Annotated in this window: 20 protein-coding genes; 10 read left to right on the top strand and 10 right to left on the bottom strand. The window is 73.2% G+C overall.

Annotated elements, in window-relative coordinates; genetic code table 11:
• Nucleotides 1-13: 13 nt before the first annotated feature.
• Nucleotides 14-355 (bottom strand): YbaB/EbfC family nucleoid-associated protein, encoded by a 342-nt coding sequence (locus ACIF8S_RS19220; protein WP_400000234.1) that lies wholly within the window; start codon nt 353-355, stop codon nt 14-16.
• Between the two features lie 292 nt (nt 356-647).
• Here ACIF8S_RS19220 and ACIF8S_RS19225 point away from each other — a divergent pair, with 292 nt between their 5' ends.
• The 4 genes from ACIF8S_RS19225 (at nt 648) to ACIF8S_RS19240 (ending at nt 5,460) form a co-directional block, all read left to right on the top strand.
• A complete protein-coding gene (locus tag ACIF8S_RS19225) occupies nt 648-1,394 on the top strand; it encodes an SLATT domain-containing protein (RefSeq protein ID WP_400000236.1) in 747 nt (248 codons plus the stop codon).
• 337 nt (nt 1,395-1,731) lie between these two features.
• Nucleotides 1,732-3,330 (top strand): sigma-70 family RNA polymerase sigma factor, encoded by a 1,599-nt coding sequence (locus ACIF8S_RS19230; RefSeq protein ID WP_400000238.1) that lies wholly within the window; start codon nt 1,732-1,734, stop codon nt 3,328-3,330.
• Nucleotides 3,331-3,421: 91 nt separating this feature from the next.
• Entirely contained in the window at nt 3,422-4,747 is a 1,326-nt protein-coding gene (locus tag ACIF8S_RS19235) for an LPXTG cell wall anchor domain-containing protein (protein WP_400000240.1), read from the top strand.
• Nucleotides 4,748-4,860: 113 nt separating this feature from the next.
• Nucleotides 4,861-5,460, top strand: a complete 600-nt coding sequence (locus ACIF8S_RS19240; protein WP_400000241.1) for a hypothetical protein — start codon at nt 4,861-4,863, stop codon at nt 5,458-5,460.
• Nucleotides 5,461-5,496: 36 nt separating this feature from the next.
• On the opposite strand, the gene ACIF8S_RS19245 is transcribed toward ACIF8S_RS19240, so the two are convergent.
• From ACIF8S_RS19245 to ACIF8S_RS19255, 3 genes are all read right to left on the bottom strand, one after another.
• Entirely contained in the window at nt 5,497-7,368 is a 1,872-nt protein-coding gene (locus ACIF8S_RS19245) for a serine/threonine-protein kinase (protein WP_400000243.1), read from the bottom strand.
• Nucleotides 7,369-7,446: 78 nt separating this feature from the next.
• A complete protein-coding gene (locus tag ACIF8S_RS19250) occupies nt 7,447-7,917 on the bottom strand; it encodes a MarR family winged helix-turn-helix transcriptional regulator (protein WP_400000245.1) in 471 nt (156 codons plus the stop codon).
• Nucleotides 7,914-8,519 (bottom strand): type 1 glutamine amidotransferase family protein, encoded by a 606-nt coding sequence (locus tag ACIF8S_RS19255; RefSeq protein ID WP_400000247.1) that lies wholly within the window; start codon nt 8,517-8,519, stop codon nt 7,914-7,916. Before ACIF8S_RS19255 ends, ACIF8S_RS19250 begins: the two co-directional genes overlap by 4 nt.
• A gap of 195 nt (nt 8,520-8,714) precedes the next feature.
• Here ACIF8S_RS19255 and ACIF8S_RS19260 point away from each other — a divergent pair, with 195 nt between their 5' ends.
• The 3 genes from ACIF8S_RS19260 (at nt 8,715) to ACIF8S_RS19270 (ending at nt 11,725) form a co-directional block, all read left to right on the top strand.
• Complete coding sequence (locus tag ACIF8S_RS19260; protein ID WP_400000249.1) at nt 8,715-10,070, top strand: aspartate aminotransferase family protein; 1,356 nt, start codon at nt 8,715-8,717, stop codon at nt 10,068-10,070.
• 152 nt (nt 10,071-10,222) lie between these two features.
• Nucleotides 10,223-10,996, top strand: a complete 774-nt coding sequence (locus ACIF8S_RS19265; protein ID WP_400000251.1) for a GntR family transcriptional regulator — start codon at nt 10,223-10,225, stop codon at nt 10,994-10,996.
• A gap of 78 nt (nt 10,997-11,074) precedes the next feature.
• The gene (locus tag ACIF8S_RS19270) at nt 11,075-11,725 is read left to right on the top strand and encodes a hypothetical protein (RefSeq protein WP_400000252.1); all 651 of its coding nucleotides are present in this window, start codon (nt 11,075-11,077) and stop codon (nt 11,723-11,725) included.
• Nucleotides 11,726-11,728: 3 nt separating this feature from the next.
• Here the strand turns inward: ACIF8S_RS19270 and ACIF8S_RS19275 are convergent, their stop codons facing one another.
• Together ACIF8S_RS19275 and ACIF8S_RS19280 are read right to left on the bottom strand one after the other, a co-directional pair.
• Entirely contained in the window at nt 11,729-12,019 is a 291-nt protein-coding gene (locus ACIF8S_RS19275; RefSeq protein ID WP_349795248.1) for a hypothetical protein, read from the bottom strand.
• 115 nt (nt 12,020-12,134) lie between these two features.
• A complete protein-coding gene (locus ACIF8S_RS19280) occupies nt 12,135-13,418 on the bottom strand; it encodes an adenylosuccinate synthase (RefSeq protein WP_215213272.1) in 1,284 nt (427 codons plus the stop codon).
• A 186-nt stretch (nt 13,419-13,604) separates the two neighbouring features.
• Here ACIF8S_RS19280 and ACIF8S_RS19285 point away from each other — a divergent pair, with 186 nt between their 5' ends.
• Nucleotides 13,605-14,465, top strand: a complete 861-nt coding sequence (locus tag ACIF8S_RS19285; protein ID WP_400000254.1) for a diacylglycerol kinase — start codon at nt 13,605-13,607, stop codon at nt 14,463-14,465.
• Nucleotide 14,466: 1 nt separating this feature from the next.
• Here ACIF8S_RS19285 and ACIF8S_RS19290 read toward each other — a convergent pair whose 3' ends face one another.
• Entirely contained in the window at nt 14,467-15,000 is a 534-nt protein-coding gene (locus tag ACIF8S_RS19290; protein WP_400000256.1) for a GbsR/MarR family transcriptional regulator, read from the bottom strand.
• Nucleotides 15,001-15,103: 103 nt separating this feature from the next.
• Here ACIF8S_RS19290 and ACIF8S_RS19295 point away from each other — a divergent pair, with 103 nt between their 5' ends.
• Both ACIF8S_RS19295 and ACIF8S_RS19300 read left to right on the top strand, forming a co-directional pair.
• Nucleotides 15,104-16,069: an ATP-binding cassette domain-containing protein gene (locus tag ACIF8S_RS19295; RefSeq protein WP_400000257.1), complete on the top strand. Its 966-nt coding sequence runs from the start codon at nt 15,104-15,106 to the stop codon at nt 16,067-16,069.
• Nucleotides 16,066-17,727, top strand: coding sequence for an ABC transporter permease (locus ACIF8S_RS19300; RefSeq protein WP_400000259.1), 1,662 nt, complete (start codon nt 16,066-16,068; stop codon nt 17,725-17,727). The genes ACIF8S_RS19295 and ACIF8S_RS19300 overlap by 4 nt, the downstream gene beginning before the upstream one ends.
• 62 nt (nt 17,728-17,789) lie before the next feature.
• Here the strand turns inward: ACIF8S_RS19300 and ACIF8S_RS19305 are convergent, their stop codons facing one another.
• The 3 genes from ACIF8S_RS19305 to ACIF8S_RS19315 form a co-directional block, all read right to left on the bottom strand.
• Entirely contained in the window at nt 17,790-18,206 is a 417-nt protein-coding gene (locus tag ACIF8S_RS19305) for a Uma2 family endonuclease (RefSeq protein WP_400000261.1), read from the bottom strand.
• Between the two features lie 94 nt (nt 18,207-18,300).
• Nucleotides 18,301-19,521: a cytochrome P450 gene (locus ACIF8S_RS19310; protein WP_400000263.1), complete on the bottom strand. Its 1,221-nt coding sequence runs from the start codon at nt 19,519-19,521 to the stop codon at nt 18,301-18,303.
• A 60-nt stretch (nt 19,522-19,581) separates the two neighbouring features.
• Entirely contained in the window at nt 19,582-20,016 is a 435-nt protein-coding gene (locus ACIF8S_RS19315) for a VOC family protein (protein WP_400000265.1), read from the bottom strand.
• Nucleotides 20,017-20,038: the final 22 nt, after the last annotated feature.

The following is a 20,038-nucleotide window of genomic DNA, read 5'->3' on the forward strand; positions in this document are numbered from 1 at the left end:
CCGGTGACCTCGCTCAGAAGGGGAGGCCGGGGATGCCGCCCCCGCCGAGCCCCTGGGCGAGCGGGCCGAGCTTCTGCTGCTGCAGCGTCTGGGCGTTCTCGTTGGCCGCCTGGACCGCCGCGACGACCAGGTCCGCGAGGGTCTCGGTGTCCTCCGGGTCCACCGCCTTCGGGTCGATCCGAAGCGACCGCAGTTCGCCGGATCCGGTGACGGTCGCCTTGACCAGACCGCCGCCGGCCTGGCCCTCGACCTCCGTCCTGGCCAGTTCCTCCTGGGCCTTGGCCAGGTCCTGCTGCATCTTCTGGGCCTGCTGGAGCAGCTGCTGCATGTTGGGCTGGCCACCACCGGGGATCACGATTCAGCTCCTAGGTCGGTCCGTCGGTCCGGGTGCGAGGGGACGCACCGCTCGGCACGAGCCTACGTGGTCGGGACAGCCGTCGCCCCGGCACTCTTTCGGGTGAGTCCCTTCGGGGGCCCTATACCTGATCACGGCCCCCTTCCGGGCGTAAAAGGACGCGAACCCCCGACGCGCCCACCCGTTGGGCGGTAGGAAAGGCCCGGCGCGCGAGCACCACGCGTGACCGGCCGAGCGCGCACGGTGCGTGGGCGCGGGGCCGGCCAGGTCGGTTCAGGAGGGGAGATACCGGGTGGTTCAGCCGGAGATGCAGCCCGAGGGTCGGCCACACGACGGGCGGGGCGACGGCGCGGCCGGACCGTGGTCCGGCGACCCCGGCGGGCGGGCGTTCCCGCTCGGGGACTGGGGTGAGCCGGCCGTGCGGCTGGACGAGCTGTACCGGTGGGTGGAGCGCGGGGCGCTGGACACGGCCGCCTGGTACCTGGCGGACCGGGCGTGGAAGCGGCGCTGTGCGTGGGCACTGCGGGCCGGCACCGCGGTGGGCGCGCTGACCGGGGCCGCGCTGCCGCTGCTGGATCTGACCGGGGCGGCGGACGGTGTCACACCCTGGGGGTACCTGGCGCTGCTGCTCGCCGTGGCGTGTGTGGCGGGCGACCGGTTCTTCGGGATGACGTCCGGCTGGATGCGGGACGTGGCGACCGTGCAGGCCGTGCATCGACGGCTGCAGGCGTTCCAGTTCGACTGGGCGTCGGAGTGCGTCCGCGAGGTGCTGGGCCCCGCGGAGGGCACGGCCGGTGAGGCGGCGGAGCGCTGTCTGACGGTGCTGCGGCGCTTCACGGAGGACGTGACGGAGCTGGTCCGGGTCGAGACCGCCGACTGGATGATGGAGTTCCGCAGCGGGGGCGCGCCGCTGGGGGTGCGGACGGCGCTGGCCGGGGCGGGGCGGCCGGAGGGTGCCGTTCCGGCCGGGCGTTTCCCGTCGCCGCCGAACGGCGCCCGGCCGAACATGCCGCGGCAGCGGCCGCCGGAGACCCGCTGAGGGCTCCGCCGGGGGGGCGGGGCACACGGTGCGTTGATCGGCGCCGGCCGGGGGTGTTCGTACGGTGCGTGGATTAGCGCCGGTGCGGGTGCGGGGCGGGGGGTGTTCGCGCGGCCCGGCGCTTCCGGGATGCCGCCCGCGCCCACCCGTGCCGCCCCAGCGGCACGACTGCCCGCAGGCGGCGGGGGCGCGGGGAACTGCGCGACCAGCCCCCAGCGGCACGACTGCCCGCAGGCGGCGGGGGGCAGGGCAGCGCCCCGCCGGCGGGTGGGGTAGGGAAGGTGGTCTGTCAGACTGCGGCTTGATCTTCGTGTGGATGTGAAGCGGGTGCGGGGCCATGACCGACCGGGAGCAGAGCGGGCGGACGGACGCGCTGTTGACGGCGGCCGTGCGCGACGGCGGCGACGCGGATGCGATCGAGGAGCTCTACCGCCGTCACGCCGATGCCGTGCTCGCCTACGCCCGTACCTGCTGCCGTGACCCGCACACCGCGGAGGACCTCGCGTCGGAGGCGTTCACGCGCACGGTGCAGGCGGTACGCGCCGGCAAAGGCCCCGTCCACGCGTGGCGCCCGTATCTGCTGGCCGTGGTCCGGCACACCGCGGCTCGGTGGGCGGACCGGGCGCGGCAGGTCGAGCTCACCCCCGAGTTCGGTGACTGGCTGCAGGACACGGCGCGGCAGCTGAGCCGGGACCCGGCCGGTGAGGAGCGGAGCGGGGAGAGCCAGGCGGTGCGCGCCGAGGAGGGCGGGCTGGTCGCGGCGGCGTTCCGGGCGTTGCCCGAGCGGTGGCAGGCGGTGCTCTGGCACGCCGTCGTGGAGGACGAACCCGCGGCGAAGGTGGCGGCGTTGCTGGGACTGACTCCCAGCGGCGTGGCCTCCCTGACGGCGCGGGCCCGTGAGGGACTGCGGGAGGCCTATCTCGCCGCGCACGCCGAGCAGGGCGCGGCGAGCGAGGAGTGCCGCAGGTGCAGCGCGCGTCTCGCCGCGGCGGTGCGCCGCTCCCGCCGACCGCGCCGGGACGTCCGCCTGGAGCGGCATCTGGAGCAGTGCGGTCGGTGCCGCGTGGCCGTCCGTGAACTGACCGACATCGACCGGCGGTTGCGGTCGGTGCTGCCGGCGGCGGTGCTGCTGTTCGGCGGGCCCGCCTATCTGGAGGCACGCGCGACCGCGGCGACGGCATCCGGGCCCGCCCCGGGCGGCGGGGCGACCGGGGCGAAGGCCGGCGTGCTGGCCGCCGGCGCGGTGGCCGTGCTGCTGGGCGGCTGGGCGTTGTGGCCCGGCGGTGGTGAGGAACCAGGCGGGGCCGCGCCGACGGTGAGCACCGCCCCGTCCTCCGCCCCGGCTCCTCGGTCGTCCGAGGCTCTCCCGGTGCCGCCGACGCCGTCGGCGACCGCGTCCCCCTCACCGTCCGCTCCCGCGTCGGCGTCGTCGTCGCCCGTGGGGTCCGCCGGTCCCCGGCCGGCCGTCCTGGGCGGGCCGAGCACCCTGCGTTTCGTGTCGACCGGCGGCTGCATGGAGATCCCCGGGGGCGCGGCGCGTTCCGGCGTCCGGCCCGTGGAGGCGGCCTGCGACGGTTCCGCGGCTCAGCAATGGCGGCTCGCGGAGCCGTTCGCGGGAGACCTCGCCCGCGCACAGGTCCTCAACGAGGCGACCGGGATGTGCCTGACGCGGTCGGGCGGTACGCAGGACCACGCGCCGGTGGACCAGCGGCCCTGCGACGCCGGACAGGCCGGCCAGTTGTGGAACCTGTGGACGGACACCACGAAGGGCGAGGCCGCTCTGCGGGACGCCGACGGAACCCGCTACCTGGGTCTCGTCGAATGGGCTCGCGCGGACAAGGACCAGCGGCACGCCCCGACGATCGGGACCACGCGCTACTACTACGGCTCCGCCTCCATGAGGTTCCTCTTCGAACCCCGCATGCTCGGCGGGTAAAGACCACGCAAAGTCGCGGGATGCCCGTCGGACGGCCGGCTCCTCCCTCCCGGAAGCACTTCCCGAACCACTTCCGAAGAGGACAAGGACCATGAGGACAACCGCCCTGGGCCGTATCGCCCTGGCCACCGGCATCACCGCGCTGACCGCCGGTCTCTTCCCCGCCCCGGCGCACGCGGACGACGCCGTGGTGGAACGCAGGACGCTGCCGGTCCTGGTGGAGTTCACCGACAGTTCCTTCCAGCACCCCGACGCGGTGGAGGAGAGCACGCCGGACACCTACTTCGGCGCGAAGAAGGACTCGCTCGCCTCGTTCTTCACCGAGCTGTCCCGCGGGCGGTACCGCGTGGTGCCGGCCGTCGACGGCCGGTACGCGGGGCCGGTCACGCTGCCGATGGCCGCGAGCTGCGACGCCTTGAGGATCAACACCCTGACGCAGGAGGCCCTGGCCGGGCAGGGGCTCGTGCGCGGCGAGGACTACGACAGTCTCTCGATGGTCTTCCCCGCGCAGAAGACCGGCTGCGACTGGGCGGGCCTCGGCTCCGTGCCCGGCCCCTACACCTGGATCAATCTCTACGGCACCGCGAGCGGACTCGGCGTCGTCGGGCACGAGTTCGGCCACAACCTGGGCCTCGGCCACCAGACCCGCTCCCGGTGCACCGACGGGGACCTGGTCGCCTGTGAGACCGACGGGACGAGCGCCAAGTCCATGATGGGCGGCGGCGGTCCGGCGGCCGGCATCTCGGCGCCCGAGATGATCCGGGCCGGCTGGCTCTCCGACGGCGAGACGGTGAAGGTCACCAAGTCGGGTACGTACACGCTGCGTTCACTGCACGGCGAGGGCGACGGCGTCCGCGCCCTGGACATCCCGATGGGCGAGGACCGACTCGTCGTCGAGTACCGCCACACGGCCGGCTCCTTCGACCAGGACATCGAGGGAGTGCACGCCTACCGGGTCCCCGAGGGCAACTACGGGGCCTCGACGCTGATCGACACGACCGAGGCGAACAAGACGGCCGGCAACGACGCCCCGGCCGACGCGGACGCCCTCACCTCCCTCACCGACAGGGCGAGCGAGGTGTCGGTGGCCGTCGTCTCGTCCGGTGACGGCCGGGCCGAGGTCGAGGTCGCTCTCGACGGCGAGGAGCTGTCCACGGCCGGGGAGACCCCGGAGAAGACCTCCGCCCCCGCTCCGGAGCACACGGGGACGGACACCGACGCGGGTGACGGGCTCCCCGACGGCACCGAGGTCCAGGGCGGCGGCCGGGGGAAGGACGCGGCCGGGACCGAGGACGCCGGGGACCTCGCCGCGACCGGCGGTGACTCCGGCACCCTCCCGCTGGCCGTGGGCGGAGCGGGGATGCTCGTGGTGGGGGCCGGTGCCCTCCTGCTGATACGCCGCCGCAAGCAGGCCTGAGCCCGGGGGAACCACCCCGTCCTCGAACGCGTCTTCGAGATCTGACCGGTGCCCCCTGTGCGTCCGTGACAGGGGGTGCCGTACACGACGACGTGACGACCGGGACGGTGTGCGTGAGCGACAGAACGAAGCATGTGGGCTGGGTGGCCGCGGGACTGCTGGCGGCGGCCGCGGGTCTCACGGGCTGTTCGGGCGAGGACGGCCCCGCGGCCGACGCCAAGGCGACGACGAGCAGTTCGGCGTCCCCGCAGTCCCCCTCCGCGTCCGCCCCGGCGTCCTCGTCCGACCCGGACCGCTCCTCGCCGGAGGCGACGGTCGCCGCGTGGGTCACCGCTGTCGTCAAGGGCGAGGTGAAGCAGGCGTGCCTGCTGATGGGCGAGGAGGGCCCGCCGCCCACCACCGGTTCCGAGGAGACCTGCGCCGACGACTCGGCGCAGGGCAAGCGCATCCAGAAGAGCATCGGCGCGTTCCAGGAATCGTTCACCCCCGCCTCCGGGACGGAGAACCCGAGCGTGGAGGTCACCGGGGCACCGGCCGACGGTGACAAGGCGCGCTACGCCGCCGACGAGATCACGATCGACGGCCGGACCCTGGAGGACGTCATCCTGTCCAACTCCACGGGCTTGGAGAAGGGGCAGCTCAAGGTCGGTATCCAGTCGTCGAAGCTCGACGACGGGTGGTACGTGACCGACATGGCCTTCGACATCGGCTGACCGTGCGGTGCGCCGCGGCCCGGGCGCTCGCGACGGTCAGTCGCGGGTGTACGTCAGCTGCTCGCCCGTGCCGCTGCTCACGCGGCGCAGGGAGCCGTCGGGCAGCAGGGTGATCTCGCTGGAGGAGCCGGGCGTGCAGGCGCCCGGCTCGCCGACGGTGACGGTGGACGGGCCGATCCGCAGCCGGCCGTCGGAGGCGCCGGTGAGAGGCGCCTCGAAGACGCAGTGGTAGGAGCCGCTGCCGGTGGGCCCGTCGGCCACCAGGGACATCACCGTGTCGCCGACCTCGCCCTGCTGGACGGTGAGCCGGCGGCTGTGGTGCCCGCTGTCGTTGTCGATGGCGGTGGACCAGCTGCCCAGGAACTCCGTGGGGACCGTCCCGTCCGCCGGGTCGTCACCGCTCGGCTCCCCGCCCTCGGACGGCCGGCCGTCGTCGGTGGTCGCCGGGCCCCCGGTGTTCCGTCGCTCGCTGTCCGGTGCGGACGGCGTCGTCGGGTCGCCGCCCGCGCGGTGGCCGCCCTCGGTACCGCTCATCAGCGCGTACACGGTGCCGCCCGCGGCGAGCGCCACGACCAGCGCGATCACCACCAGGAGCGCGGTGGACCGGCCGTCCCGGCGGGGATCGTGCGGCGGACCGTACGGCTGCGGGTGCCCGGTGAAGGGCGGCGGCCCGTACGGCGGGGTCCCGCCCGGGCCGTGGCCGCCGTACGGATGGCCGTACGGGGGCGGCTGGGGGTGCGGCTGCGGGTGGCCGTACGCGCCGCCCGGCGCCGGTCCCGGGGGCGGGGCGGGGTGGCCCGGGCCGACCACGACCGTGGGCAGGTGGTTCACGCCGGGCTGTCCCGGCGGGGGCGGGGCGGAGGCGTCGGGCGGCGGCACGGCGGAGTCGTCGGCGGCGCGGGCGTGCTCGGGCGTGGCACCGGGCGTCCCGGAAGGAGCGGGCGCCCCCACACCCCCCGGCTCCCCCGGCCCCGCACCGGCCGGCGCCTCCGGGTCCTCCGCGTCGAGCAGCCGTACCGCGTGGCGGCCGAGCTGGGCGACGAGGGCGCTGGGCAGCCACGGGTCGCGGGAGCGGCCGTCGGCGACGGTGTCCTCCGCGCCCGTGCGGGCCAGCACCTCGTCGAGCGTGGGCCGCGCGGCCGGGTCCTTGCGCAGGCACGCCCGTACCAGTTCGGCGAGCCCCCCGGGCACCTGCTCCAGGTCCGGTTCCTCCTGCGCGATGCGGAACATCAGGGCGTGCACCCCGCTGTTGGCGGTGCCGAAGGGAAGCACGCCGGTCGCCGCGTAGGCGAGGACCGAGCCGAGGCAGAAGACGTCGCAGGCGGAGGTGACGCGGTCGCCGCGCACCTGCTCGGGCGCCATGAAGCCGGGCGAGCCGACGAGCGCCCCGGTGCGGGTGAGCCCGCCGTCCGTCACGGTCTCCAGCGCCCGGGCGATGCCGAAGTCGATGACCCGCGGCCCGTCGATGGTGACCAGCACGTTGGACGGCTTGAGGTCGCGGTGGACGATCCCCGCCGCGTGGATGTCCTTCAGGGCGTACGCGAGTCCGGCGGCGAGGATGCGCACCGACCGCTCGGGCAGCGCCCCGTGGTCGTGGCCCACCACCTGCTGGAGGCTCGGCCCGGCGACGTACCCGGTGGCGACCCACGGCACGGCCGCCTCGGTGTCGGCGTCCAGCACCGGTGCCGTCCAGTAGCCGCCGACCTGCCGGGCGGCCCGCACCTCCTGGCGGAAGCGGGCGCGGAACTCCTCCTGCCGGGCCAGCTCCTCGCGGACCAGTTTCACGGCGACCGTGCGTCCCCGGTCGGACCGGGCGAGATAGACCTGGCCCATGCCGCCGGCGCCCAGCCGTGCGAGCAGCCGGTAGGCCCCGATCCTCTGCGGGTCCCCGATCCCGAGCTTGTCCATCGCTGCGCCGCCTTCCCCCCGCAGTGAGCAACGGATCGAGGATAGTGGCGGCGCGGTGCCCGGTGAGCTGGGCGACCTCTACGGTTCCGTAACAGGCGGGCCGAGGGTGTCGAGCACCTCGGACAGGCGTTCCAGCGCGCGCACCGCCTCCGCGAGCCCCTCCGGTCCGTACGCCTCTCCGAAGGCGCGCGCGAGCCGCCCCGCGTAGGCCGCGTGCCCGGGGTCGATCCGGCGGACGGCCGCGCGGCCCTCCCCGGTCGGGGCGAGGAGTTTGGCGCGGCGGTGGGCGGGGTTGGGCCGGTACTCGGCAAGGCCGCGCTCCACCAGCAGGTCGGCGACGCGCTGCACGCTCTGCCGGGTGATACCCATGGCCCGGGCGATCCCAGACACCGGCAGCGGTTCGCCGAGGACCGCGCCCAGCACCTGCCACCAGGCGGCGGTGAGCCCGGCGGGGCGGGCCAGTTCCTCGGCGACCGCGAGGAACTGGCCGTTCAGCCGGAAGGCGCCGAGCGCGCCCCGGCTGAGCAGGTCCTGTTCCTCCCGGCTCACCGCCCCGCCGCCTGCGTCCACTCGGCGAACGCGGCCGGGTCGGAGTCGTGGAACAGCCGGTACCAGGCGTCGACGGCCTTGTCGTCGTAGGCGCCGAGCAGCGTGAGGATCTCGCGGGCGAAGGCGACCGGTTCGGTCGGTCCCGCGGTGACGAGGCCGCCGTCGGTGACGGCGTCCGCCTCGACGTACCGGTCGGCGCCCGCGTAGCCGGTCGCCGCGAGGTAGGGGGCGGCGGCGCTGGTGTGGGCGCGGTCGTCGAGCAGGCCCGCGCGGGCGAGTCCGGCGGTGGCTCCGCAGATCGCGGCGACCGGGACGCCCGCGTCGAGGAAGGCGCGGGCGGTGCGGGCGACGGGGGCGAGGTCGTCGCCCTCGTCCCAGGCGGCGGCACCGGGGAGGATCAGCAGGGAGCTGTCCTCGGGACGCAGCTCCTCCAGCGGGATGTCGGGCAGGGCGCGGAGGCCGCCCATGCTGGTGACGGGCCGTCCGCCGGGGGTGGCGGTGCGGACCTCGTGGCCCGCGAGGGCGAGGTGCGCGGTGGCGTGACCGGTCTCCCAGTCGGCCCAGGTGTCGTAGAGGGCGAGATGCACGGGCTTGCGGGTCATGACCGCTCCCTGGAGTCGACGTCTCTTGTTGACCTCTGCCGATCTATGACAACAGCCTGTCATGATGACAGGAGGCTGTCAACACATGCCCTCGGGGTCACCCGCCCCCGTGTCGACAACCTGTCGCGGAAAGCCGCCGACCGCAGACAGGCCGCCGATGTCGCTCCCCCGCCGGTCCCCCCTACCCTCGGGCGCATGACCCCTCAGCCCAACCCCGAGACCGGTGCGGCCGTCAAGGCCGCCGACCGTGCGCACGTGTTCCACTCCTGGTCCGCGCAGGAGCTCATCGACCCGCTCGCCGTCGCCGGGGCGGAGGGGTCGTACTTCTGGGACTACGACGGCCGCCGCTACCTCGACTTCACCAGCGGCCTCGTCTACACGAACATCGGCTACCAGCACCCCAAGGTCGTCGCCGCGATCCAGGAGCAGGCGGCGAGGATGACGACGTTCGCGCCCGCGTTCGCGATCGAGGCGCGTTCGGAGGCGGCCCGGCTGATCGCGGAGCGCACCCCGGGCGACCTGGACAAGATTTTCTTCACCAACGGCGGCGCCGACGCCGTGGAGCACGCCCTGCGCATGGCCCGGCTGCACACCGGCCGGCCCAAGGTCCTCTCCGCGTACCGCTCGTACCACGGCGGCACCCAGCAGGCCGTGAACGTCACCGGCGACCCGCGCCGGTGGCCCTCCGACAGCGGCACCGCCGGGGTCGTGCACTTCTGGGCGCCGTTCCTTTACCGCTCGCGCTTCTACGCCGAGACCGAGGAGCAGGAGTGCGCGCGGGCGCTGGAGCACCTGGAGACGACGATCGCCTTCGAGGGGCCCTCGACGATCGCGGCGATCATCCTGGAGACCGTCCCGGGCACCGCCGGCATCATGCCGCCCCCGCCCGGCTACCTCGCCGGGGTCCGCGAACTGTGCGACAAGTACGGCATCGTCATGGTGCTGGACGAGGTGATGGCCGGGTTCGGCCGCACCGGCACGTGGTTCGCGGCGGACCTGTACGACGTCGTGCCCGACCTGATGACCTTCGCCAAGGGCGTGAACTCCGGCTACGTCCCGCTGGGCGGTGTCGCCATCTCCGCGGAGATCGCCGCCACCTTCGCCACCCGCCCCTACCCGGGCGGCCTGACCTACTCCGGGCACCCGCTGGCCTGCGCCGCCGCCGTCGCGACGATCAACGTGATGGAGGAGGAGGGCGTCGTCGAGAACGCCGCCTCCCTCGGCGCGTCCGTCGTCGGCCCCGCCCTGCGGGAGCTGGCCGAACGCCACCCGAGCGTGGGCGAGGTGCGCGGCACCGGCATGTTCTGGGCGGTGGAGTTGGTGCGCGACCGGGAGACCCGGGAGCCGCTGGTGCCGTACAACGCGTCCGGCGAGGCCAACGCCCCGATGGCGGCCTTCGCCGCCGCCGCGAAGAAGGCCGGCCTCTGGCCGTTCGTGAACATGAACCGCACCCATGTGGTGCCGCCGCTCAACACGAGCGAGGCGGAGCTGAAGGAGGGGCTGGCGGCCCTGGACACGGCTCTCGCGGTGGCCGACGAACACGTGAGGTGACCGGCTGAGTCACCGGTCCTCCGGCGGGCGCGAGGGGGTCTCCCCTCGCGCCCGTTCGAACATCCGGCGCCGCGCCTGAACCGCGTAAGGTGGCCTGCCCGTGGACTTTTGCGAGCACGCCACTCGAACGCGATGAGGGAGACGCCCCGACCATGCCCCGCCTCAGCGGCAACGTCGCCGTGACCCGCAGCACCCTGCGGCAGCAGATCGCCGACGCGCTCCGTGACGAGGTGCTGGCCGGGCGGCTCCAGCCGGGGCAGGAGTTCACCGTCAAGGAGATCGCCGACCAGTACGGCGTGTCCGCGACGCCCGTGCGGGAGGCACTGGTCGACCTGTCGGCGCAGGGCCTGCTCGACGCCGACCAGCACCGGGGTTTCCGGGTGCACGAGTACTCCGCCGACGACTTCCGCGGCATGATCGAGGCGCGCAGCCTGGTGACCGAGGGGATGTTCCACGCCCTGGTCCACGACGACCTGCCGCATCTCAGGCCGGGGGAGCCCCGGCTGGCCGCGCTGCTCGCCGGGGTGCGCAGGCGCGGCGAGGAGGCCCGGCGCGCGGCCCAGGCCGGCGAGGTCACCGTGCTGATCGGCTACGACCTGCGGTTCTGGCGCGAACTGGCGTCCGCCTTCGGCAATCCGTACCTCACCGACTTCCTGCACCGGCTGCGCGTGCAGATGTGGGTGTACGTGGTGCAGCACCTGCGGAAGCTGCCCGACCCGCGGGGGCGGCTGTGGGCCGAGCACACCGAACTGGTCGACGCCCTGTCCCGCCGCGACGTCGACGCCGCCCGGGTGATCCTGGAGGCGTACACCGCGTACTCCCTCTCCCTCGTCGAGGGGCTGACGGCCGACGCGGCGGGTAAGGGACCCGTACGACGGCCCGCACAGGAGGATCCGCCCGCACGGGACGCCGATACGCTTCCCTGACCACGTCCCGACCCCGTCCCGCCCCCGTCCCGACCCGGACGTCCCACCCGACGACCGCGCGATGCGAGGAGTCCTCTTTTGGCCTGTGACCTGTGGCTGGTACCGCTCGTCGACGTGTTGTGCCACACGCCCGACAACCCCTTCGCCGACGAACTCGCGCAGTACAACACGGTGCTCGCCGACGCGGGGCTCCCGCCGGTGCCGGTGTACCAGTACATGCCGGGGCTGACCGGCGAGGTGGCCCCCGTCGCCGGATTCGACTACGACGCCCTGCACTTCCTGCGGCGCGTGTACCTGCTCCAGGTCTGCGGCCTCCCGGTCACCCCGGTGGACGAACTGGGCGGCGACTACGAGCAGTTGCTGGAGATGTTCGAGTCCACGGCCCAGCAGTCGCACCTGGTCTGGCACTACGACCACGCCGGCGCCTATGTGCCCGTCGACTTCCCGAGCCCTCTGTCCAGCGACGAACTTCTCGCGGGCGGCGGCCCCTTGGGGTCCTCGCACACGCTGCTGCGGGAACTGGAGCTGGTCGCCCCGTCCATCGGCATCGACCCGGCCAACCCGCCGGCCGCGCCCGAGCCGCCGGGAGCCCCGACCGAACTGGAGGAGCCGGCCGTGCCCGCGCCGTACGACCCCAGCCCCTTCGCCCGCGAGCGGCACGTGTGGCTGGGTCTGCACGCGGCGGCGACGCGGAGCCTCGCCCAGGGCTCGATGATCGTCTTCAGCTGAGCGTCACCGCAGTTCGGAGAGCCCCTTCCGCAGGTCCTCGGCGTTCATCACCGGGGTCATCTCGACCTCGGCGTCGAACAGTGAGAAGAACGGCTCGCCGGTGGGCGGGATCTGAGAGCTGTCCTCGAGGTCGAGGACGAGCAGGCAGGTCCGGCGGCCGCCGAGCGGACCGAAGTAGGCGGCCTCGGGGTGGAGCCGCTCCATGGTCTCCTTCATCAGCTCGGGCATCTTCCCGTTGCGGATGACCTCGTTCGCCTTCTCCGTGTCCAGCGTCGCCTTGAGCATCACGCGCATCGCACTCACCCTCTTCCACGTCGATGCACGCGGGGTACAGCGTCAGGCTATGCCCGTGCACCGGCGCCCGCGCGGGCGCCGGTGCACTCGGCGACAGGCCTACAGGCCTACAGGCCTACAGGAACGAGTTGATCTCGATCGTCTCGTCACGGCCCGGGCCCACGCCGATCGCGGAGATCGGGGCGCCGGACATCTCCTCCAGCGCCTTGACGTACGCCTGGGCGTTCTTCGGCAGGTCGGAGAAGGACTTCGCCTTGCTGATGTCCTCGCTCCAGCCCGGCAGCATCTCGTAGACCGGCTTCGCGTGGTGGAAGTCGGACTGCGAGTACGGCAGCTCCTCGACGCGCCTGCCGTCGATCTCGTACGCCACGCACACCGGGATCTGCTCCCAGCCGGTGAGCACGTCGAGCTTGGTGAGGAAGAAGTCCGTCAGGCCGTTCACGCGGGTGGCGTAGCGGGCGATCACCGCGTCGAACCAGCCGCAGCGCCGGTCACGGCCGGTGGTGACACCGCGCTCACCGCCGATGCGGCGCAGCGCCTCGCCGTCCTCGTCGAGCAGCTCCGTCGGGAACGGGCCGGCGCCGACACGGGTGGTGTACGCCTTCAGGATGCCGATGACCCGGCTGATCTTCGTCGGGCCCACGCCCGCGCCCGTGCAGGCGCCGCCCGCGGTCGGGTTCGACGAGGTGACGAAGGGGTACGTGCCGTGGTCGATGTCGAGCAGGGTGCCCTGGCCGCCCTCGAAGAGGACCACCTTGTCCTGCTCCAGCGCCTCGTTCAGCACCAGCACGGTGTCGGCGACGTACGGGGCCAGCTTCTCCGCGTAGCCCAGCAGCTCCTCGACCACCTGCTCCACGGCGATCGCGCGCCGGTTGTAGAGCTTGGTGAGCATCTGGTTCTTGACGTCGAGGGCGGCTTCGACCTTCTGGGTGAGGATCGACTCGTCGTAGAGGTCCTGCACCCGGATGCCGACCCGGTTGATCTTGTCGGCGTAGGTCGGGCCGATGCCCCGGCCGGTGGTCCCGATCTTGCGCTTGCCGAGGAAACGCTCGGTCACCTTGTCCACCGTCACGTTGTACGGCGTGATGATGTGGGCGTTACCGCTGATCAGGAGCTTGGACGTGTCGACGCCGCGCTCGTTCAGACCGCTCAGCTCGGAGAGCAGGACCGACGGGTCGACGACGACACCGTTGCCGATGACCGGCGTGCAGCCGGGGGAGAGAATCCCGGAAGGGAGCAGGTGCAGGGCGTACTTCTGATCGCCCACGACCACCGTGTGGCCGGCGTTGTTGCCGCCCTGGTAGCGCACCACATAGTCGACGGAACCACCGAGAAGGTCCGTCGCCTTTCCCTTGCCTTCGTCACCCCACTGAGCACCGAGCAGCACAAGTGCGGGCACGCGCGTACACCCCTTCCGGGCGGGGCATGTCCAAGGTCAGGGGCGCACACGGAGGATCTCCGCCGCGTGCACCGCGACCACCGTTGGCCGCCAACCGTCGGACCGGATGCCCCGGAATAGACGAAGCCCCTGGCGCAATAGCGCAAAGGGGCTCTTGCACAAAGATGCTACCCGAGGAAGCGAGGCATGGCCGAGGTGGCGACTTCCGGGACTTCTTCCGCGACGTCCGATCAGCTTCTGGTGGTCATCGATCCGGTCGCCCGGCGGGCGGACGGCGAGTCGGTCCGTATCGCGAAGGACGTGCTCAGCGCCGGTGCGGCCGGCGCGAAGGTGTGTCTGCCGGACGGCCCGGAGGAGTTCGCCCGGGCGCTGGCCCGGCGCGGCTCACGCCGTCCGGTGGTGGTGGGCGACGACCGGGCGCTGGTGCGGACGGTGGAGCTGCTGCACCGGCACCGGGAGCTGGCCGGATGCGTGCTGTCCCTGGTGCCGGTCGGGGGCGCGGTGTCGCTCGCCCGGTCGCTGGGCGTCCCGTCGGGGGCGGTGGCCGCGGCGCGGGCCGTGCTGGACGGGGCGGAGCGCCGGATGGACCTGCTGGTCGACGACAGCGACGGCGTGGTGCTGGGCGCGCTGCGCATCCCGCCGCTCGGCGGCCCGCCCCGGGTGCGCGACACCGACGGCGGGGTGACCCGTCCCTGGCTGCAGACCTGCCGCTCCTTCGTCCGGACGCTGGCGCCCGCCCGGCCGCCCGCCGCACCCGGGTCGGGGCCGACGCGGCTGCTGGTGGAGGTGGACGGGGTGACGCTGGTCGACCTGCACCAGTCGGTGGAGGCGGTCTCGGTGGTCCCCGGCGTCTCGGGCACGGCCCGCGTCGAGGTCCGCCCGGCCTCGGTGGGCGCGGAGGCGTCGCCCCTGTCGGCCGACGCCCGCACGGTCACCGTCTCGGGCGCCCACTTCCGCTACCGCGCGGACGCCACCGTCTCGGGCCCGGTCCGCACCCGCACCTGGGAGGTCAGGGAGGGGGCGTGGGGGCTGACGCTGCCAGCGTGAGTCAGGCTCCGGCACCGGTACGGGTCGGTGGGTTCCCCCCGTCGCCGCCGAACAGTTCCTCGCGGCGGACCCGCCAGCGCTCCGTCATCGCCTCGAGCTCCTTCTCCACGAACTCGAAGAAGGCCAGTGTCTCCGCCAGCCGCCGGCCCGCCGGGGTGGCCCCGCCCAGACTGGCGATGCCTTCACGAAGGGCTCCCTCCCAGCGCCTGATGACGGCGTCGCGATTGGTGAGAGCCTCGTACCACTGGTCGCCGTGGACCCGGTAGCGCTCCCGGCGGGAGCCCGGTTCACGCTCGCGGGACACCATGTGCTGGCGCGCCAGGTAGCGCACCGCGCCCGAGACCGCGGCCGGCGAGATCTTGAGCCGTTCACTCAGCTCGACGGAGGTCAGGACGCCGTCGTCGGAGGCCAGCAGGGCGGCGAAGACGCGGGCGGGCATGCGCGGGAGTCCGGCCTCCACCAACTGCGCGGCGAAGTGCTCCACGAATTTCGAGACGGCCTCCGGGTCCCGGGCCGTCCCGCTCTGCTCCGCCATGATCCAGCCTTCTCCCCAGCTCGACGAGGTGCGGATCAGTCTAACTATCTTCAATCAGTTTTCTGTCTTCACAACTTTCTAAAAATGCCGTACGTTGCGGGCCATGACGAAGGCCATTTCCGTGTCCGGGCTGCGCAAGTCGTTCGGCCGGACCCAGGCGCTGGACGGGCTCGACCTGAGCGTCGAGACCGGCGAGGTCCACGGCTTCCTCGGCCCCAACGGCGCCGGCAAGTCGACCACCATCCGCGTGCTGCTCGGTCTGGTGCGCGCCGACTCCGGCAGCGTCGAGCTGCTGGGGCAGGATCCGTGGCGCGATGCCGTGACGCTGCACCGCCGGCTCGCCTACGTCCCCGGTGACGTGGAGCTGTGGCCGGGGCTGACCGGCGGTGAGGCCATCGACCTGCTGGCCCGGCTGCGCGGGGGGCTCGACGAGCGGCGCCGCGCCGAACTCGTCGAGCGGTTCGACCTCGACCCGACCAAGAAGGGCCGCGCCTACTCCAAGGGCAACCGGCAGAAGGTCGCCATCGTCGCCGCGCTCGCCTCCGACGCCGAGCTGCTGCTCCTCGACGAGCCGACCGCGGGGCTCGACCCGCTGATGGAAGTGGTCTTCCAGGACGTGATCGCCGAGGCCAAGGCGGCCGGACGGACCGTGCTGCTCTCCAGCCACATCCTGGCCCAGGTGGAGAAGCTCGCCGACCGCGTGAGCATCGTCCGCCAGGGCCGGACCGTCCAGTCCGGCACCCTCGGCGAGCTGCGCCACCTGACCCGCACCACCGTCGAGGCGGAGACCGAACGGCCCGCCACGGACCTCGCCCGCCTGCCCGGCGTCCACGACTTGCGCACCGTCGACGAGGCCACCGGCCGGATCCGCTTCACCGTCGACGGCGCCCAGGTCGGCTCCGCCGTCCGCGCGCTCACCGACCTCGGCGTCCGCAGCCTGGTCAGCCACCCGCCCACCCTGGAGGAGCTGATGCTGCGCCACTACGGCGACGAGCTGGCCGCCAACGGGCACGGCTACGGCGCCGACGGGCACACCACTGGACACGGTACGGACGGGGAGCCGCGATGACCTCCGCCACCGCCGCCCCCGGCACCCGGGCGCCCGCCGCACCGGTCGCGGGCGGCAGCGCGCTGGCCGGCACCCGGACCCTGATCCGCTTCGCCCTTCGCCGGGACCGGGTCCAGCTCCCGGTGTGGATCCTGGCCCTGTTCCTCTCCACCCTCATGACGGCGAACAGCTTCAGGACGCTCTACAGCGACCCCGAGGACCGGGCGAACGCCGTCAAGAGCGTGGACAGCCCGGCCGGTCTGGCCATGTCCGGCCCCCGCCACTACCTCACCGACGACGGCTTCGGCTCCCTCCTCAGCCACCAGATGATCGGCTTCACGGCCGTCCTCGTCGGCCTCATGAGCGTGCTGATCGTCACGCGGCACACCCGCGCGGAGGAGGAGACGGGCCGCGCCGAGCTGGTGCGCTCGACCGTCGTCGGCCGGCACGCCCACCTCGCCGCCGCCCTGGCCGTCGCCGTCCTGGCCAACCTGGCCCTCGCGCTGCTGCTGGCCCTCGGCCTGACCGGGCTGGGCCTGGACGGCGTCGACGCGAGCGGCTCGCTGGTCTACGGCTTCGCCCACGCCGCCGCCGGTCTCGTCTTCGCCGCGGTCGCCGCGGTCACCGTCCAGTTCACCGCGCACACCCGCGGGGCGTCCGGGACGGCGCTCGCGGTCATCGGCACTGCCTACGTGCTGCGTGCCGCCGGCGACAGCGGCACGAACGACACCCTGTCCTGGCTGTCCCCGATCGGCTGGGTACAGCGCAGCTACCCGTACGTCGACAACCGCTGGTGGCCCCTGCTGCTGTGCCTGCTGTGCGCGGTGGGGTGCGCGGCGGCGGGGTTCCGGCTCTCCACCCGCCGGGACGTGGGCGCGGGACTGCGTCCGCAGAAACCGGGCAGCCCCACCGCCTCCGCCGCGCTCACCACACCGGTCGGCCTCGCCGTGCGCCTGCACCGAGGGATGCTGGCCGGCTTCGGGGCCGGCCTGTTCCTGATGGGCGCGATGTACGGGTCGATCCTTGGGGACGCCGAGGACATGCTGGCGGGCATCGACGAGATCGAGGAGGCCCTGGAGCGCATCGGCGGGACGAGTGTCGTCGAGTCCTTCGCCTCGATGGTCATGGTCGTCCTGACGGTCGTGGCGTCCGTGTACGTCGTGATGGCGGCCCTGCGGCCCCGGTCCGAGGAGACGGCGGGCCGCGCCGAACCCCTGCTCGCCGCCGGCCTCTCACGCTCCCGCTGGGTCGGCGGCCATCTGGCCGTGGCCATGGGCGGCGGCACGGTGGTCCTGTCGCTGGCCGGACTCGGCTTCGGCCTGGCCGGCGCGGCCTCGACCGGTGACGCCGGGCTGGTGCCCGACCTGACGGGCGCGGCCCTCGCGTACGCACCGGCCCTGTGGGTCACGGTCGGCGTGGCCGTGGCCCTCTTCGGCTGGTTCCCCCGGGCGAGCCGGGCGGCCTGGGTCGTGCCGGTGTACGCGTTCGTGGTCGGCTATCTCGGCCAGATCCTCCAGTTCCCGGACTGGATGAACAACCTCTCCCCCTTCGGCCACGTCCCCCGCCTGCCCGCCGCCGACATGCGCTGGACCCCGCTGTTCCTGCTGACTCTTGTCGCCATCGCCCTGCTGTGGCTGGGCCTGGCCGGCTTCCGCCGACGGGACCTGGAGACGAAGTAGCTCCACCCGCCCGGGCCCACTGCCCCTCCCCCGGCGGAACGCGTCCCGGCAACAGGGAGCCGTCAGTCCATGTACTGCTTGGGCTCCTCGGTGTCGAACTCGACACCGACGGGATCGGGGAGCACGACCCTCTGACCCAACCGGCGCTTCTGGACGTTCCGATGGCCGACCACCGGGTCCGGGTCACTGTGCACGAGGACGGAGCGGCGGTCACGGTCGACCAGCAGATACACGGGGATCCCTGACTCGGCGTAGGCCTGGGGTTTCTCCACACGGTCGCGATCATGCGTGTCCGAGTCGAAGGAGGTGACCTCCACCGTCATCGGCACTCCCTCGGTGTCCGCCCAGTCCCCCTGCCCCGCGAAATGCGCAACGGGGGCGAGCACCGCGTCCGGCAAGGCCCGGCCCTTCCGTTCGGCGAACTCGGCAATCCGCTCGAACATGTCCACCGACAACTGCGACGACCCACGTTCTGCCATAAGGTGCCCCCCCCCCCCCCGCGGGCGGACACCAGCTTGACGAGCCAGGCACGTACCTCATCCGGAATCGGCCGGTGATCAGCCGAAGGAGTGATCACCCCAGTTCTACGGCCAGGCCTTCCAGGCCCCTGATCACGAAGTTCGGTTTGCGGATCGGTTCCGACGCCAGGCGGAGGGTGGGGGCGCGTTCCAGGAGGGCGGTCATCGACGCGGCCAGTTCGATGCGGGCCAGGGGGGCGCCGATGCAGTAGTGGATGCCGGCGCTGAAGGAGATGTGCGGGTTGTCGCGGCGGGTGAGGTCCAGGCGGGACGGGTCGGTGAAGACCGCCGGGTCGTGGTTGGCGGAGCCGAAGAGCATCGCGATCTCCGCGCCCCGGGGGATCACCTGGCCGTCGATCTCGATGTCGTCGAGCACCCAGCGCTCGAACAGCTGCAGCGGGGTGTCGTAGCGCATCAGCTCCTCGACGGCGGTGGGCACGAGGGAGTGGTCGGCGCGCAGGGCCGCGAGCTGGCCGGGGTGGCGGAACAGCGCCCACCAGCCGTTGACCGTGGAGTTCACGGTCGCCTCGTGGCCCGCGTTCAGCAGCAGGACGCAGGTGGAGATCATCTCCTGCTCGGTGAGCCGGTCGTCCTCGTCGTGGGCGGCGATCAGCCCGGAGACCAGGTCGTCGCCCGGGTTCTTCCGGCGCTCGGCGATCAGCTCCCGCAGGTAGTCCGAGAACTCCAGCGACGCCCGCACGGCCCGCGCCGCCGCGTCCCCGGACGGGTTCAGCTCGTACATCCCGCAGATGTCCGCCGACCAGGGCCGCAGGGGTGCCCGGTCGGACTCCGGGATGCCCAGCATCTCCGCGATCACCGCGACCGGCAGCGGCTCGGCGACGTCCCTCAGCAGGTCGCCGCCGCCCGCGTCGACGAGCCGCGCCACCAGGTCGTCCGCGAGCTGCCGCACGTACGGCTTGAGGCGCTCGACGGTGCGCGGGGTGAACGCCTTCGACACCAGGCGGCGGATGCGGGTGTGGTCCGGCGGTTCGAGGTCGAGCATGCCGTGGTCGTTGAGCGTGTGGAACGGCTCGTGCTCCGGCGGGGGCGGCGTACGGCCGAACTCCTCGTGACTGAAGCGGTGCAGGTACGTCCGACCCAGGCGCCGGTCGCGCAGCAGCGCCGAGACGTCCGCGTGGTGCGCGACCAGCCACTGGTTCGTGGGCTCGAAGTACCGCACCCGGCCCTGTGCCCGCAGTTCGGCGTAGGCGGGGTAGGGGTCGGCGAGGAAGGCCGGGTCCCACGGGTCGAAAGCGAGGTCGGAAGGAGCTGCCATGCACGGACGGTAGACCGCCGTCCCCCTCCCTGACCAGGGGTGAGGCCCTCCGGGCGCCCGTCAGGCGGTGCCGAGGTCGGGGATGGTGACCGTGCCGTCCTCGGCGAGCGGGAAGCCGGGGTTGTGGGCGACCTCCCAGGCGTGGCCGTCGGGGTCGGTGAAGGCGCCGGAGTAGAAGCCGATCTCGTTGGCGACACCCGGCTTGGTGACCGTCCCGCCGGCCCGCTCCGCCGCCGCCAGCAGTTCGTCGACCTCGGCGTCGGAACGGACGTTGTGCGCGAGGACGATGCCGCCGAACCCGCCCGCGGTCCCCGGTGCGAGACCGGCGTCCCGGGCCAGCTTCTCCCGGCCCCAGAGGACCAGCCCCAGACCGCCCGCCTGGAAGAAGACGGTCTCCTGCACCTCCTGCCCGCGCCAGCCCAGCGCCTCGTAGAAGGCCTTCGACCGGGCGAGGTCGGTGACTCCCAGCGTGATGAGGGTGATGCGCTGCTCCATGGGCCTCAGCCTAGGACGCGCG

It is taken from the genome of Streptomyces sp. NPDC085937, from assembly GCF_044540535.1.
GTDB lineage: Bacteria > Actinomycetota > Actinomycetes > Streptomycetales > Streptomycetaceae > Streptomyces.

What these genes read in the sequence shown, in the direction of transcription:
- ACIF8S_RS19230 (WP_400000238.1), top strand. Translation starts at nt 1,732, where the DNA reads ATGACCGACCGGGAGCAGAGCGGGCGGACGGACGCGCTGTTGACGGCG.
- ACIF8S_RS19235 (WP_400000240.1), top strand. Translation starts at nt 3,422, where the DNA reads ATGAGGACAACCGCCCTGGGCCGTATCGCCCTGGCCACCGGCATCACC.
- ACIF8S_RS19245 (WP_400000243.1), bottom strand. Translation starts at nt 7,368, where the DNA reads ATGGACAAGCTCGGGATCGGGGACCCGCAGAGGATCGGGGCCTACCGG.
- ACIF8S_RS19255 (WP_400000247.1), bottom strand. Translation starts at nt 8,519, where the DNA reads ATGACCCGCAAGCCCGTGCATCTCGCCCTCTACGACACCTGGGCCGAC.
- ACIF8S_RS19260 (WP_400000249.1), top strand. Translation starts at nt 8,715, where the DNA reads ATGACCCCTCAGCCCAACCCCGAGACCGGTGCGGCCGTCAAGGCCGCC.
- ACIF8S_RS19265 (WP_400000251.1), top strand. Translation starts at nt 10,223, where the DNA reads ATGCCCCGCCTCAGCGGCAACGTCGCCGTGACCCGCAGCACCCTGCGG.
- ACIF8S_RS19275 (WP_349795248.1), bottom strand. Translation starts at nt 12,019, where the DNA reads ATGCGCGTGATGCTCAAGGCGACGCTGGACACGGAGAAGGCGAACGAG.
- ACIF8S_RS19285 (WP_400000254.1), top strand. Translation starts at nt 13,605, where the DNA reads ATGGCCGAGGTGGCGACTTCCGGGACTTCTTCCGCGACGTCCGATCAG.
- ACIF8S_RS19290 (WP_400000256.1), bottom strand. Translation starts at nt 15,000, where the DNA reads ATGGCGGAGCAGAGCGGGACGGCCCGGGACCCGGAGGCCGTCTCGAAA.
- ACIF8S_RS19295 (WP_400000257.1), top strand. Translation starts at nt 15,104, where the DNA reads ATGACGAAGGCCATTTCCGTGTCCGGGCTGCGCAAGTCGTTCGGCCGG.
- ACIF8S_RS19300 (WP_400000259.1), top strand. Translation starts at nt 16,066, where the DNA reads ATGACCTCCGCCACCGCCGCCCCCGGCACCCGGGCGCCCGCCGCACCG.
- ACIF8S_RS19305 (WP_400000261.1), bottom strand. Translation starts at nt 18,206, where the DNA reads ATGGCAGAACGTGGGTCGTCGCAGTTGTCGGTGGACATGTTCGAGCGG.
- ACIF8S_RS19310 (WP_400000263.1), bottom strand. Translation starts at nt 19,521, where the DNA reads ATGGCAGCTCCTTCCGACCTCGCTTTCGACCCGTGGGACCCGGCCTTC.
- ACIF8S_RS19315 (WP_400000265.1), bottom strand. Translation starts at nt 20,016, where the DNA reads ATGGAGCAGCGCATCACCCTCATCACGCTGGGAGTCACCGACCTCGCC.